The sequence below is a fragment of the Halolamina litorea genome (assembly GCF_026616205.1).
GTDB lineage: Archaea > Halobacteriota > Halobacteria > Halobacteriales > Haloferacaceae > Halolamina > Halolamina litorea.
On record NZ_JANHGR010000001.1, the window covers coordinates 2,088,549 to 2,101,880 of the forward strand.

Genomic DNA, 13,332 nt, shown 5'->3' on the forward strand with positions numbered 1-13,332 from the left:
GGGTTTTGTGTCAGTTTTCGGAAAATACGTAAGTCGGTCCCAGTGCTTCGAACGGATGGAGATGTTCCCCACGAACTCGGGCGGCGACGACGACGATAGTGCGCGAAGCAGCCGACGCCGGTTCGTCGGCGCGATGGCCACGCTCTCGGCGGTCGGGCTGGCGGGGTGTGCGGGCGGCGACGCCACCGACACGCCGACCGACGGGCCGATGTCGACGATGACCGACACGCCGACTGCGACGGCGACCGAGGAGCCCACGCCGGAGCCGACGGAGGAGCCCACTGAGACCCCCCAGCCCGCGGCGCCGGACGTGCCCGTGCTGAACTACGCGCTCACGCTGGAACACCTGGAGAACGTGTTCTACCGTGACGGGCTGGAGACGTTCAGCGACGACGAGCTGATGAACGCCGACGCGCTCTCGGCGTTCAACGAGACCGTCCGGATGCAGGTGCCGGAGTACCTCCGCACGGTCGGCGCCCACGAGCAGGCCCACGTCGACGCGCTGACGGCGACGATCGAGGACCTCAACGGCGACCCGATCGGCGAGGGGGAGTACGACTTCGGCTACGAGACGCCCTCGGAGTTCTTCCAGGTCGGTGCCGCGCTGGAGAACACCGGCGTCGCCGCCTACGCGGGCGCCGCCCCGAAGGTCGTCAACAACGACCTGCTCGCGGTCGCAGCGGGGATCCACTCCAACGAGGCCCGCCACGCGGCGTTCCTCAATCTGGTCAACGACGACGCGCCGTTCCCGAACGCCGTCGACGAGGCGATGAGCGTCGACGAGGTGCTCGAGGTGGCGGGGCAGTTCGTCACCAGCGAGGTCGACCCGAGCGCCTACGAACTGGACGAGGACCGGCCCACCCACGACCGCAAGGCCGAGAACGACACCAGCGACGTGGACGTGTTGAACTACGCGCTCACGCTGGAGCACCTGGAGAACGCGTTCTACCGCGACGGCCTCGCGGGGTTCAGCGACGAGGAACTGATGAACGCCGACGTGCTGAGCGACTACGACACGAAGATCCAGGAGAAGGTGCCCGGTCACTTGGCGATGGTTGGCGACCACGAGGCGGCCCACGTGAGCGCCATCAGCGACACGGTCGAACAGCTCGGGGGCACACCCGTCGAGGAGGCCGAGTACGACTTCGGCTACGAGACACCCTCCGAGTTCCTCGGCGTGGCGAAGGCCCTCGAAAACACGGGCGTCGCCGCCTACGCGGGCGCGGCGCCGACGGTCTCCGCTGACGCGGTGTTCAACGCCGCCATCGGCATCCACTCCGTCGAGGCCCGTCACGCGAGCTTCCTCAACGAACTCAACGTCGAATCCCCGTTCCCCGTCGCCGTCGACGAGCCGATGACGATGGCCGAAGTGCAGGAGGTCGCCGGCCAGTTCATCGTCGAGTGAGGCTCCGGCCCGCCGCCCGTTGGAAGGACGGTCGGTGGGCTTAGGTAGGTCGGGAGGCTGGGTTCGCACGATGGAGGCGGCCCTCTGGTACGTGCTATCGGGTACTCGCGGCGGCCCGAACCGGGCGCGCGTTCTTCGGGCCGTCGACGAGCGCCCGCGGAACCCGAACCAGCTCGCCGAGGCGCTCGACCTCAACTACGACACCGTCAGACACCACCTCGACGTGCTGGCGGACAACGACATCGTCCACGCGAGCGGCGACGACTACGGCGCGGTCTACCTGCCGACCGACCGCGCCCGGAACAACTGGGACGTAGTCGAGGAGATAATCGAGGGACTGGAGCAACCATGAGCCGGAACACACGAACCGAGCCACGCTCGACGGGGGACCGATGAACACGCTAGCGACCGCCGCACAGATCACGGTCGGGGTGAACCTCCTCTTTCTCGGGAGTCTGATCTGGGTGTGGGTGCGGAACTACCTCGCGCTCCGATCGAAGCACACGCTCGGGATGCTGGTGTTCGCGAGCCTGCTGTTCATCGAGAACGGGTTCGCGCTCTACTACTACCTCCTCGACCCGGACCTCTCGGTGTGGTTCAGCACGCAGGTCCCCGACATCGCGTGGTACGCGATGCTGTCGTTCCACGTGCTCGAGGCCGTCGCGCTCGCGTTTCTGGCGTGGGTCACCCTCGATTGAGTCCCGAACCGGAACACGCAACGGAGAAACGAATCTTTATACCCTCGCCACGGCCATTCTTTGCTAACGTAGCGTACCATGGCATCGACGATCTACCTCGTGAGTGCGGCGCTGATGGCTCTCCTCCTCGTCGCCGTCGTGGCGGCGGTGGTGGGTCGGAACTGGAAAGATTACACACCGAAACTGGGTGACGACCAGTCGCTTGCGAGCGCACTCGCCGGCAACGAGTCCGTCTGGACGCTGGCGTTCATCGTCGGCGCCTTGGCGCTCGGCTTCGGCGCCATGCTGTTCGTGAGCGGCGACGCGTTCTCCACGTCGCTCGTGAGCGTCGGCGGCATCGTCGTCGCGCTCTCGCTGGCGCTGTCGTTCGTCTTCTACCTCTTCTACGGCACCTACGCGGCCGCGAAGGCCCGTGGGTTCCAGCGTGCGGCGGCCGTCATGGCCGGCTCGTGGATGCTGGCACTGCTGCTCGTGCTCGTCATCACGGTGCAGCTAGTGACGGCCTGAGCCGCTTGCGAAACGTTCCTGTAGCTTCCCGCCCGACGTTCGGGCACGTGAGATCGAGCTACCAGACAGCGGCGTCGGTCGCACGGCCGCAGCACACGAACCCGCTCACGGCGATCGCCCGTCGTTCGGTCGGCGGCGCCTGCGGGCGCGCCCTGCTGGTAACCGCCGCACTGGCGCTGTTCGCGGCGCCGGTCAACGCACACGGCGGGCCGGGTATCTCGTCGGGGAACGTCGATACACCGACGTGGCTGTTCCTCATGACCGGGGGCGGCGTCATCGCCGTCTCCTTTCTCCTGACCAGTTTCGTCACCGACCGCGACCTGCTCACCGCCTACCACGACCGGCGCGTCACGGTCCCGAACGGGGGCGCGGTCCGGCGCTGGGGCGGTCGGCTGGCTGGCCTCCTCGGTGTCCTCGGACTCGGCGCCGTGCTGGCGACGGGAATCGCCGGCCCCCCGGAAGCCGGCCGGAACTTCGCCGTCCTGTTCGTCTGGGTACTCTGGTGGGCAGGGTTCACAGCGAGTACGTACTTCCTCGGGAACTCCTGGCCCGCCCTCGACCCCTTCGGACGGCTGGCGTCGGTACTCCCCACGACCGGCTCCGTCGAACTGCCCGATTGGGTCGGCCGATGGCCCGCCGTCGCCGGCCTGCTCCTGCTCGTGTGGTTGGAGGTCGTGACCGAAGTGGCCTCGGACCCGCGTCAACTGACCGTCGTCGTCGCCGCCTACGTCGCCGCGACGCTCGTCGCGAGTGTCGTGGTGGGACGTGAGACGTGGCGCCGGCAGATCGACCCGATCGCGGGCGTGTTCGACCTCTACGGGCGCGTCGCGCCGGTCCAGCGGACTGACGAGGGGCTGGAGATCGTCGCCCCCGGCGCGGCGCTGACGGAAGGGAATACCGACGCGACGACCCGTGAGAGCGAGATCGGCTTCGTGATCGCGCTGCTGTGGGTGACGACCTTCGACGGCTTCGTCGCCACGCCCGCGTGGCAGTCGCTCGCGGCACCGATCGTTCGGGCGGGCCTGCCCGCCGAGTTGGCCTACTTCGCCGCGATGCTGCTGGGCTACGCCGCCTTCTTCGGGATCTACTGGGCGGCCTCGAAGCGGGTTCGGACCAGCGGGCCGACCTACCGGTCGGCGCCGACCATCGCCGCCGCGTTCGCGCCCGCGCTGTTGCCCATCGCCGCGGGCTACCACCTCGGCCACTACCTTCCGTACCTGCTCCAACAGCTCCCCGCCGCGGTGGTCGTCGCCGCGGCGCCGTTCGCTCCGCCGCTGACCCCGCCCGTGCTCGGACTGCCGGGGTGGATCAGCTGGGTCGGCCCGCTGTCGGTGCTCGCGGGGCACCTGCTCGCGGTATGGGTCTCCCACTCTCGGGCGTTCGAACTGTTCACCGGGCGGCTCCAACCGATCCGGAGCCAGTACCCCTACGTGGGCGTGATGGTGCTGTACACCATCACGGGGCTCTGGCTACTGGCACAACCGACCATCGACGCACCCTTCATCTGATCATGACCGAACCAACCACCGACGAGGCGGCGTTCGTCGTCGACGACGACGAGGCCGCACGCTGTCCGTACTGTGGCCGACCGTTCCCGAGCGACCACCTCCGCACGCTCCACGTCGGCGAGACACACGGGGACACGATGACCGACGCCGAGGCGGAAGCGTACGCCGAGGCCGACGACCAGGAGAGCGACGACCTGTTCGTGTTCCACCTGAAAGTGCTCGGCGCGCTCTCGTTCATCATGTTCCTGTTCGTCTACAGCTACTCCTTCGTCTGGTCGTAGGCCCTGCTGGCTGTTTCTTCGTCTGTCGGGCTTCGTGGAGCGTGACGTCCCTCGCCGTCCTCGAAGTCGCCGGCGTGGATCGTCTGGTCGTCGGCCTCGATCCGGTCACGGAACGGGTCGGGGAGGGACGGTTCGCACGTGCCTGTCAGAGATGACGGCTAGCTCAATGGCCGCTGGCGGGAAGGAGACAGGAAAACAGTGCCGGCGCTGTGTGACTCCGAGGGTAACGCGTGAGCGCGACGAAAAAGACCGCGTCCGTGACGGCGCCTTACTGGATCGAGTACGACGCCGCGACCGTCAGCGCGAGGAAGCCGACGAAACCGAGCAGCATCACGTAGGTCACCGAGCGGGGCTCCCAGACGAGGTGCTGGAAGTAGCCCGCGACGACCACCGCCTTGATCACCGAGAGCACGGTGATCAGCGCGAGCGCGATGACGTAGGCCTCCTCCATCAGGGCGGTCCGTTCGACGACCACCTGGAGCGTCGCGATGACGAACAGTGCCACGTAGATTCCGGTGTAGAGTTTTGTTCGTGCCATTGGTCTAGACGATGTAGAACAGCGGGAACAGGAACAGCCAGACGATGTCGACGAAGTGCCAGTACAGACCGAAGTACTCGAGCGTCTCGTCGTTGCCGTCGGCGTATGCGCCGTTCCAGGCCCGCCAGATGAGGTAGGCCGTGATCAGCAGTCCCGCGATCACGTGACCCATGTGCAGGCCCGTGGTGAGGTAGTACGTCGAGGCACGCACGCTGGAGTCCAGCCACGTGCCCTCGTGGAACAGTTCGATCCACTCGATCCCCTTGTTCACGAGGAAGCCAAGCCCGAGCGTGAACGTCACGACGAGGCTGGCCACGATCCCCTTGCGGCTGTGTTTCTTCGCAGCCACGAGTGCGAGGATCACCGAGAACGAACTGGTCAGCAGCAGGTAGGTGTTGACCAGCCCCGGGATCGGGTTGTGCGGGATGGGATGCCACTCCGTCCAGCCGTAGGCTACACGGAGGAAGATGGCGGCACCGATGAAGGCCCCGAACAGCACCACGTCGGAGGCCAGGAACACCCACATCCCCATCTTCGTGTTCTCGACGCCCGCGAAGGGCCACGTCTCGCCGAAGCCGCCTTCGTGGGCCGTGAAGTTCTCGTAGCCCATAGCGGCGATCGAGCCGATCAGGCCGACGACGCCGACAACCGAGGTCGCCATGTAGAACACGCCCTCGAGGCCTTCGGGGTAGCTCCCGACCTGGAGGCCGGAGAGCCCGATGACCGTGACAAACGTGAACAGGCCGATGACCGCGGGCCAGATGCTCGCGTGGTCGACGTGGACGTCGTCGTCGTTCGCGTGTTCGATCGCGTCGTGTGCGGTGGCGTGACCGCCGTCGGTGGCGGCCGTGCCGCCGTCGGCAGCGGTTGCCCCGCTGTGACCGCTATCGCTCGAACCGCTCAGGAACTCGAGCGCGCCGTTCTTGTAGGTCGGCGTACCGGGGAAGTTCTCCATCGGCGGCGGAGAGGAGACCGCCCACTCGGCGGTCGTCGAGTACGGCCACGGGTTACCCGCGGCGTCCTCGCCGGCGAGGAGGCTCTTGGTGAGGTTGTAGATGATCAGCAGCACCGCGATCCCGAGGATCACCGCACCCACGGAGGCGATCCGGTGCCAGACCAGGTACTCGGGCCGGTAGGCGAAGACGCGCCGGGGAGTCCCCCACGCGAGGAACAGCGGGAAGTAGAGCAGGTTGAACCCGGTGAAGAACACCGCGAAGCTCACCTTCCCGAGGAACTCGTCGTAGGTCTTCCCGGTCATCTTCGGGAACCAGTAGAACAGGGCGGCGATCAGCGCCGTCGCCCCGCTCACCATCACGTAGTGGAAGTGCGCGACGACCCAGTAGGTGCCGCGGAACTCGTAGTCGAGCACGACCGCGCCGAGGAACACGCCGGTGATCCCACCGACGATGAACAGCACGAGCGCGCCGAACGCGTACAGCATCGGGGTGTCCCACCGGATCCGCCCCTTGATCAGGGTGTAGATCAGCGAGAACACCATCAGGTCGAACGGCAACGAGATACCGATCGTCGTCGCCATGAACAGCGTCTTCACCTCGAGGTTGATCGAGGTGAGGAACATGTGGTGCATCCAGACGATGAAGCTCTGGAGCGCCACCAGCACCATCGAGACGATGAACCACTTGCGGCCGACGATCCGGTTACCCGAGAACGTCTGGAAGATCTCCGCCATCGCCCCCAGCGCGGGGAAGAAGACGATGTACACCTCGGGGTGGCCGAAGAACCAGAAGAGGTGGGTCCACAGCACCGACCCACCCTCGGTGGTCATCGAGAAGTACATCGTTCCGAGCATTCGGTCCGACAGCAGGATCATTACCGCGGCCAGCAGCGCCGCGAACGCGAGCAGCATCATCCAGACGGTGAGCAGCCACGACCACGTGAACAGCGGGAGGCTGCGCATCGTCAGGCCAGGTGCCCGCATGCGGTGGATCGTGGTGATGAAGTTCACCCCACCGACGGTGACGGATGCACAGAACGTGACGAGCGCGAACACCGTCGTCGTCGCGCCGATGCTCGGCATGAACGCCGGGATGTTCAGCGGTGCGTACAGCGTCCACCCGCCAGCGAACGTCGATCCCTGGAAGAAGGATGCGAAGACCATCAGCCCCGAGGCCAGGTAGAGCCAGTAGGACAGCGCGTTCAGCCGCGGGAACGAGAGGTCCTCGGCCCCGATCTGGAGCGGGACGATGTAGTTAGCGAACCCGGTCGCGAACGGCGAGATGAACCAGAAGACCATGATCAGCCCGTGCAGCGAGACGGACTGGTTGTACGCCATGGCCGAGAGGATGCCCTCGCCGGGCGCTCGCGGACTCCACATCTGGGCGCGGATCAGCAGCGCGAGCACCCCGCCGAAGAGGAGGAAGAACATCGACGTCACGATGTAGAGGATGCCGACGTCCTTGTGGTTGGTCGTGACTATCCAGCGCTTGAGCGACGAGCGCGGTGGGAGGTGCCCACCCTCGTCGTGGCTGTCACCCGGCAGTGCCGTCGCCGTGCCGCCGTCGGTTCGTGGTTGAGTGTCGTCAGTCATACGTTACGCCTCCGCCGCAGCGATGTTGCCGGCAGAATCGTTCTGCGCGGCCGCGTGCTGCTCCGCGTACCAGTTGTTGTAGGCTTCCTCCTCCATGACGATTATGTCAGCGTCCATGTAGGAGTGACCCTGCCCACAGAGTTCGTAACAGTGGGCAGTGTGGTTCCTGGGCTCCTCTGCCTTGAACCACGTCTCCGTGTACTCGCCGGGGATCGCGTCACCTTTCACCGAGAGCGACGGGATCCCGAAGTTGTGGAACACGTCCGCTGACGTTATCCGTAAGTTCACCTGGGTGTCGGCGGGAACGCGCAGCGTGCCCGTCGTGTTCACCCCCGTGTACTCACCGTCGTCGTCGAGGTAGTGGAAGTTCCAGCCGAACTGGTAGCCCTCCACCTCGACGTCGATCCCCTGTTCGCCAGTCTGCCCTTCGACGAACAGGAGCGTCCCGTAGGTCCACGCGATCAGCGAGATCACGATGATCGCACTCAGGCTCAGCGAGAGGAACAGCTTCTTGCCCTTCCCCCCACCGGTCGGGATCTCGCCGAGTTTGGGGCGGTCCTCGTCGTCGGTGCCCCCTCGGTAGCTGTATTCGTACGCATTTTTCAACATGTAGCCGATAACGACGGCTCCCACCAGGGTTCCCAGACCGAGGAACACCCAGTAGATCTCACTGAACACTTCCACCCGTGTTCCGCGGGGGATCAGCCCCCCCATCTGGAGCACGGATGCGGTTATGGCATCAGGTATCATCGGCACTCTTGATACACATAGTCGCCACGCTCCGACCTTAGTGGTTTCGAACGCTCGCGTGCGCGCGGGGCGTGGAAATAATTCGCCGGGTCGCGACGAGAGACAGGAATAAGGTGACGGCATCCTAAACCGCCACGTATGCTTCACGCCGAGGGACCGATGCTTACCGTCGACGTCGGTGACCGGACCGCCGAACGCGTCGACATCGACGACGTGCTGGAAAACACGATCGGCGGACGTGCCACGGCTACGGCGCTCGCTCACGATCGAATCCCATTCGACGCCGACCCGTTCGGCCCGGAGAACCGCGCGTACCTTTCGACCGGCCCGATGCAGATGAGCCGGATGTCCTTCACCGGACGGATGAACATGACCGGCCTCTCGCCGCTAACCGACGGGTTGGTGTCGACGAACGCCGGGGGCTACCTCTCGCGGAACTTCACCGGTGCCGGGCTGTCAGTGCTCGAACTGGTCGGCGAGAGCGACGAACTGCTCGCAGTCCACGTCACCGACGGTCCCGACGGACCGGAAGTCGAGTTCGAGGCCGTCCCCGAACTGGAGGGCGCGGAGACGAGTCGCGTCTCGGCGTACATGGAGACCCACCACGACCTCGGGCCCGAGAACTGCATCACGATCGGTCCCGCCGGTGAGAACCTCGTTCGCTACGCGTCGGTGATGACGTTCGACTCCCGCGCGTTCGGACGCGGGGGGATCGGCGCCATCCTCGGCTCGAAGAACGTCAAGTGTGTGACTTTCGAGGGCGACTCGACGCCGGAGGTCGAGATTCCCGACCCGCCGGCGATGGACGTTCACCGTGAGGCCGCCACCAGCGACGACCTCATGCGTCGACAGGGGACGACTGGCAACACGGAGTTCATCAACGACAACTTCTCGATTCCGACGCGGTACTTCGACGACTACGAGTTCGAGAGCATCGCGAACATCGGGGGCGACGCCGTCGAGGAGAAGAAGTACAAGAAAGGCGCCTGCTCGCAGTGTGCCTACGCCTGCAAGCTCCCGACCAAAGACGAAGAGCGTGGCGTCGAGACCGAAGGGCCGGAGTTCGAGACGGTGTACTCCTTCGGGACCTGCCAGGGCGTCGGCGACATCGTCGACGTGATGATCTCGAACGAACTCTGTGACGAACTCGGGATGGACACCATCTCCGCGGGCGTCACCGTCGCGGCCTATCTCAAAAGCGAGGACGCGTTCGGCGACGCCGAGTTGGTTCACGAGACGCTCGAGAAGATCGCCCGCCGCGAGGGGATCGGCGACCTGCTCGCCGAAGGCGTCGACCGAGCCCACGAGGAACTGGGCGTGAACAACTACACCGTGAAGGGAATGGAGTTCGCGGCCCACGACGGACGGACACTACACGGACAGGGGCTCTCCTACGCAGTCGCGAACCGTGGCGCCGACCACATGTACGGCGGCATGCTCGGATTGGAGTACTCCGGACAGGTCGATCCGGAGGGGACACTGGGCAAAGCAGAGACCCTCATCGGGCTGGAGAACCACAACGTGGTCCGGGACTCCGGCGTCGTGTGCGCGTTCGGCGGCGAGTACCTGACCGACGAGCGACTCGAACAGCTGTTCGACACCGAGTACGAACAGCTCCAAGCGGTCGGCGCCCGCGCCATCGAACGCGAGCGTCACTTCAACAACAAGCGGGGTAAGGACGTGGAGAACGACCGACTCCCCTACGAGATTCCGGACCTCGCGGAGGCCGTCCAGGAGTACTACGAGGCCCGCGGCTGGAACGATGACGGGACGATCCCGGACTCCTCGATCGACTCGGTTGCCCCGGCGGCCGCCGACGACTGACTCGACGGACGAAGCCGGTCCAGTCGCTCAGCCACCGTAGACCGAGGGGACGATCCGGACGGTGTCCCCCTCGGAGAGTTCGGTGGCGAGCCCGTCGATGTGTTTGACGTTCTTCTTGTTGATCGTGACGACGGTCGATCCCGCTGTCGTGTCGGCGGACTCGTCCACGATACGCCCCTCGAGAGTCGGGTGGTCGGCCTCCAACCCCCGGAGCAGTTCCCCGACAGTCGTGCCAGTGTCGTACTCTCCGCCTACGTCCTCGACGCCGGCGTCGTCGCGGAAGGGACCGAACAGTTTGCACTCGATTTGCACGTTCGACCGGTGGGCCGGAGCCCAAAAGTAGCCAGCGGTCAGCCGGTGGTGACGATCTCGATCACGTCACGGTGGGAAAGTCGGTGGTCGGAACCGACTTGCCGGCCCGAACGGCAGTCGATGCCGTGGAGTAGCCCGTCGCCCACGTCCGAGTGGATGGTGTACGCGAAGTCCTCGACGGTGCCACCCTCCGGCAGGATGAAACAGTCACGGAACACCCCCTTCTCGTCTTTCGAGCCGTTGGCGCTGCCGGGGAAGACGCCGAGACAGCCCAGCGTCTCGAACAGTGCGGTCTCGAGGGCGTCCTGGACGCCGGTGCCGCCGTAGGCGTCGATGAACGTCCGGATCTGTTCGAGTCCCTGTTCCTGCTCGGCACTCACGCCGCCGACGATTTCGAAGTCGTCCTCCCCGGGCGTGTAGTCGAGGACACCACCCTCACTCGCCTTCTTCAGGGACTTCTCCGCGTGGGCGCTCACGGGAACGAAGTCGAGGTGATCGTACTGCTGTTCGTCGGTGATGGCCTCCCAGTTCTCCTGTGCGGCGGGGGTGTCCATCTTGTTGGCCGCGATGACGATAGGCTTGGTCCGCTTTCGGATCTCGCGGGCCAACTCCTCGCGCTGCTCGCCGTCCCACTCCTCCGGATCGAAGCCGATCCCCTGGCCGAGGATGATCTGCTTGATCTCCTCTTCGACGATACCGAAGGCGTCCATCTGTTCTGCGAGTGCCGCCTCGACGTCTCCCTCGCCACCGTGGTAGCCGGTCAGGTGGCGCTCGATCCCCTTGTTCAGCACGTCGAGATACCACATGTCGATCTCGTTTTCGAGGAACGCGATGTCCTCCCGGGGGTCGTGACCCTCAGTCGCTTCGCCCTCGAGGTCAGTCTCGCCGGAGAAGTCAACGACGTGAACGAGCACGTCGGTCTCGTTGAGGTCCGCGAGGAACTGGTTCCCCAAGCCCTTCCCCTCGTGGGCGCCGGGGATCAGCCCCGCCACGTCGACGAGTTTGACGGGGACGAAGCGAGTGCCGTCGTCGCAGTAGCCGACACTCGGGGTGCACGTCTCGTCGAACTCGGGGGCAGCACACTCGACGCGCACGTACGCCTCGCCCATGCTCGGGTCGATGGTGGTGAACGGGTACGCGCCCTCGGGCACGTCGTTCATCGTCGCCGCGTTGAACAGCGTCGACTTGCCCACCGAGGGCTTGCCGACGAGTCCGATCCGGTAGCTCATTGGAACGGCCGATGTGGTTAGCGGACAAAAGCCGTCCCATCGGCGCCGACAACGGCTGTGAACGTCACGCACACTTCGAGCCGGTGGGAATTTGACACAGGACGCGAAACGAGTGGCTGTGAGCGACGAGAGCACGGATACGGGCGAACGCGGGGACACGTTCGGTGTCGGGATTCGAGTGACCGAGGCGGAACTCCGTGTCGTCGTCCGGGTTCCGTCCGACATCGACGCCGGGTGGACGGACCCGGAGTCATTCCAAGCGCTGATCGAGCGACGCCTCTGGGAGGAACTGGATCGAGAAGAGACACTCAGGGCGGTCGCATCCACGACCGAGCCCGGCGAAACGGCGATGCTCGGAAGCGTGACCCTTCGGCCGGACGGGTCGGTGGTCGGGAGTTCACTCGAAGCGCCGTCGTGAGCTACTCGGGGAGCGAGTCCACGACCAAACCGAGTTCTGCTGCGCGCTGTGGGTCGTAGCGTCGACAGTCGTACCGGTTCGGGCCGTTCGTGTCGGCTCGAACCGACAGTACGCCGAGGCGGGCGAACGCCGAGAGTGTTGTGCCGAGTACGCGCGACGAGAGGTCGGTTTTCGGCGCGAGTTGGCCGGCCTGTACGAACGAGCGGTCGGTCCGCTCCAGGACGGCGAGTGCGTCCCGCCAGTAGCTCCGGAAGTAGCCGAACGTCGTCGGGTCGTGGACACGGAGCCGCTGGACAGCCGTCGTGGCTTCCGCGTCGACGGCCGGTTCGCCGACGGTCGCCGCGAAGAAATCACTGAACCTGGCAGTCGTGCGCGGCGGACAGGCTTCGGTCGCCGTCGCCACGATGCCGGATCCGGGTTGGTCAGTCCATGATCGGAGCTGCTGGAGGAGCCGACAGACGCTGTCGTAGTCACTGTCGGCGACGAGTGCCCCGAGAGAGTCGAGATAGACGAGCGTACTGTTGGAGCCGCGGTTCCACCCTTCGAGGAACTGTTCCAGTACGGTACGGAGTTGACGGGTCTCGACGGGACGCTCAACGGTGGCAACGGCGAGGTCCTCGGAAACAACGCTTGTCTGTGTCGCCGCTCCCGCACCACGAGCGAGGTCGAAGCACTCGACGATCCCGACCTGCTCGGAGTTGACGCCGGTCCGCTCCCAACTCCGTCGCCATTCGTCGGCCGTGGTGTCAGTAAGAACGGCGAGGACGTTTCGTCCCGCCGCGTGGCTCCGGACGGTCTGCATTGCCCGTTCGGCGCCGAAAGCGAGTCGTTCTGAAGCGGCGTCGAAGGGCATATGCGGATTACAACGACTGATTAGGTATAAAAATACGGGTCACGGGGGATAGTTGATCCTCGTGAACCGTGGTGAGTGGCCGCGAACGCGACCGCTCTTCGATCGTTATGAAAACCGCAATGAATGGAGAGACGGCGAGTCGAGTTTTCCAGCGGGTCGCCCACGCCAGTACTCCTCCACACGTGGGTGAGCTTAACTTCCGTGTTCGGGATGGGTACGGGTGTTACCTCACCACTCTGGCCGTCTCACGCCGAGTCGCGGAATCGAACCGCGATCATACCAGGCTCGGTAGGGTCCACAACCGTGTATAAGCGTAGTCCAGTTCGCACCTGGACCCGTATGATACGGGTACAGTGCAGAGCGATCACCGGATGAGTGATGGCTTCGGTCTGTTAGTGCTCGCGGACTCAACGCCTCGTTGCCTTGGCGCGTACATCCCGAGTCTATCTAACTCCTCTTCT

At 65.3% G+C, this 13,332-nt stretch carries 14 protein-coding genes and 2 rRNA genes; 8 read left to right on the forward strand and 8 right to left on the reverse strand.

From position 1 onward, the window contains the following. Positions 1-61: 61 nt before the first annotated feature. The 6 genes from NO998_RS10830 to NO998_RS10855 all read left to right on the forward strand — a co-directional run bounded on the left by NO998_RS10830 (position 62) and on the right by NO998_RS10855 (position 4,399). The gene (locus NO998_RS10830; protein WP_267647158.1) at positions 62-1,405 is read left to right on the forward strand and encodes a ferritin-like domain-containing protein; all 1,344 of its coding nucleotides are present in this window, start codon (positions 62-64) and stop codon (positions 1,403-1,405) included. Between the two features lie 70 nt (positions 1,406-1,475). Continuing rightward, entirely contained in the window at positions 1,476-1,757 is a 282-nt protein-coding gene (locus NO998_RS10835) for an ArsR/SmtB family transcription factor (RefSeq protein ID WP_267647159.1), read from the forward strand. A 40-nt stretch (positions 1,758-1,797) separates the two neighbouring features. After that, the gene (locus NO998_RS10840) at positions 1,798-2,103 is read left to right on the forward strand and encodes a DUF8036 family membrane protein (protein ID WP_267647160.1); all 306 of its coding nucleotides are present in this window, start codon (positions 1,798-1,800) and stop codon (positions 2,101-2,103) included. 78 nt (positions 2,104-2,181) lie between these two features. Beyond that, positions 2,182-2,610 carry a hypothetical protein gene (locus NO998_RS10845; RefSeq protein WP_267647161.1) on the forward strand — a complete coding sequence of 143 codons (429 nt, stop codon included), beginning with the start codon at positions 2,182-2,184 and terminating at the stop codon, positions 2,608-2,610. A gap of 47 nt (positions 2,611-2,657) precedes the next feature. Continuing rightward, positions 2,658-4,118 (forward strand): hypothetical protein, encoded by a 1,461-nt coding sequence (locus NO998_RS10850; protein WP_267647163.1) that lies wholly within the window; start codon positions 2,658-2,660, stop codon positions 4,116-4,118. A 2-nt stretch (positions 4,119-4,120) separates the two neighbouring features. Continuing rightward, entirely contained in the window at positions 4,121-4,399 is a 279-nt protein-coding gene (locus NO998_RS10855; RefSeq protein WP_267647164.1) for a DUF7410 domain-containing protein, read from the forward strand. 268 nt (positions 4,400-4,667) lie between these two features. Here NO998_RS10855 and NO998_RS10860 read toward each other — a convergent pair whose 3' ends face one another. From NO998_RS10860 to coxB, 3 genes are read right to left on the reverse strand one after another with little or no spacing between them, the layout of a single operon-like run. Beyond that, positions 4,668-4,937: a cytochrome C oxidase subunit IV family protein gene (locus NO998_RS10860; protein ID WP_267647165.1), complete on the reverse strand. Its 270-nt coding sequence runs from the start codon at positions 4,935-4,937 to the stop codon at positions 4,668-4,670. A 4-nt stretch (positions 4,938-4,941) separates the two neighbouring features. Next, positions 4,942-7,485, reverse strand: a complete 2,544-nt coding sequence (locus tag NO998_RS10865) for a cbb3-type cytochrome c oxidase subunit I (protein WP_267647166.1) — start codon at positions 7,483-7,485, stop codon at positions 4,942-4,944. A gap of 3 nt (positions 7,486-7,488) precedes the next feature. Beyond that, a complete protein-coding gene (gene coxB, locus NO998_RS10870) occupies positions 7,489-8,235 on the reverse strand; it encodes a cytochrome c oxidase subunit II (protein ID WP_267647167.1) in 747 nt (248 codons plus the stop codon). A gap of 138 nt (positions 8,236-8,373) precedes the next feature. On the opposite strand from coxB, the gene NO998_RS10875 reads away from it, so the two are divergent. Continuing rightward, the gene (locus NO998_RS10875; RefSeq protein ID WP_267647168.1) at positions 8,374-10,059 is read left to right on the forward strand and encodes an aldehyde ferredoxin oxidoreductase C-terminal domain-containing protein; all 1,686 of its coding nucleotides are present in this window, start codon (positions 8,374-8,376) and stop codon (positions 10,057-10,059) included. Positions 10,060-10,086: 27 nt separating this feature from the next. Here the strand turns inward: NO998_RS10875 and NO998_RS10880 are convergent, their stop codons facing one another. Together NO998_RS10880 and NO998_RS10885 are read right to left on the reverse strand one after the other, a co-directional pair. Then, positions 10,087-10,371, reverse strand: coding sequence for a ubiquitin-like small modifier protein 1 (locus tag NO998_RS10880; protein ID WP_267647169.1), 285 nt, complete (start codon positions 10,369-10,371; stop codon positions 10,087-10,089). A gap of 38 nt (positions 10,372-10,409) precedes the next feature. Further along, positions 10,410-11,600 carry a redox-regulated ATPase YchF gene (locus tag NO998_RS10885; protein WP_267647170.1) on the reverse strand — a complete coding sequence of 397 codons (1,191 nt, stop codon included), beginning with the start codon at positions 11,598-11,600 and terminating at the stop codon, positions 10,410-10,412. A gap of 118 nt (positions 11,601-11,718) precedes the next feature. Between NO998_RS10885 and NO998_RS10890 the strand changes: the two genes are divergently transcribed. After that, positions 11,719-12,018 carry a DUF8124 family protein gene (locus NO998_RS10890; protein ID WP_267647171.1) on the forward strand — a complete coding sequence of 100 codons (300 nt, stop codon included), beginning with the start codon at positions 11,719-11,721 and terminating at the stop codon, positions 12,016-12,018. Position 12,019: 1 nt separating this feature from the next. Here NO998_RS10890 and NO998_RS10895 read toward each other — a convergent pair whose 3' ends face one another. From NO998_RS10895 to NO998_RS10905, 3 genes are all read right to left on the reverse strand, one after another. Next, positions 12,020-12,871 (reverse strand): DUF7504 family protein, encoded by an 852-nt coding sequence (locus NO998_RS10895; RefSeq protein ID WP_267647172.1) that lies wholly within the window; start codon positions 12,869-12,871, stop codon positions 12,020-12,022. Positions 12,872-12,997: 126 nt separating this feature from the next. Further along, positions 12,998-13,119 (reverse strand): 5S ribosomal RNA (gene rrf / locus NO998_RS10900). Between the two features lie 124 nt (positions 13,120-13,243). After that, positions 13,244-13,332 (reverse strand): 23S ribosomal RNA (locus NO998_RS10905); the annotation flags it as partial.

Excerpts from the sequence above, each read along its gene's own strand:
- NO998_RS10830 (WP_267647158.1), top strand. The coding sequence starts at position 62 with ATGTTCCCCACGAACTCGGGCGGCGACGACGACGATAGTGCGCGAAGC.
- NO998_RS10835 (WP_267647159.1), top strand. The coding sequence starts at position 1,476 with ATGGAGGCGGCCCTCTGGTACGTGCTATCGGGTACTCGCGGCGGCCCG.
- NO998_RS10840 (WP_267647160.1), top strand. The coding sequence starts at position 1,798 with ATGAACACGCTAGCGACCGCCGCACAGATCACGGTCGGGGTGAACCTC.
- NO998_RS10845 (WP_267647161.1), top strand. The coding sequence starts at position 2,182 with ATGGCATCGACGATCTACCTCGTGAGTGCGGCGCTGATGGCTCTCCTC.
- NO998_RS10855 (WP_267647164.1), top strand. The coding sequence starts at position 4,121 with ATGACCGAACCAACCACCGACGAGGCGGCGTTCGTCGTCGACGACGAC.
- NO998_RS10860 (WP_267647165.1), bottom strand. The coding sequence starts at position 4,937 with ATGGCACGAACAAAACTCTACACCGGAATCTACGTGGCACTGTTCGTC.
- NO998_RS10865 (WP_267647166.1), bottom strand. The coding sequence starts at position 7,485 with ATGACTGACGACACTCAACCACGAACCGACGGCGGCACGGCGACGGCA.
- coxB (WP_267647167.1), bottom strand. The coding sequence starts at position 8,235 with ATGATACCTGATGCCATAACCGCATCCGTGCTCCAGATGGGGGGGCTG.
- NO998_RS10875 (WP_267647168.1), top strand. The coding sequence starts at position 8,374 with ATGCTTCACGCCGAGGGACCGATGCTTACCGTCGACGTCGGTGACCGG.
- NO998_RS10885 (WP_267647170.1), bottom strand. The coding sequence starts at position 11,600 with ATGAGCTACCGGATCGGACTCGTCGGCAAGCCCTCGGTGGGCAAGTCG.
- NO998_RS10895 (WP_267647172.1), bottom strand. The coding sequence starts at position 12,871 with ATGCCCTTCGACGCCGCTTCAGAACGACTCGCTTTCGGCGCCGAACGG.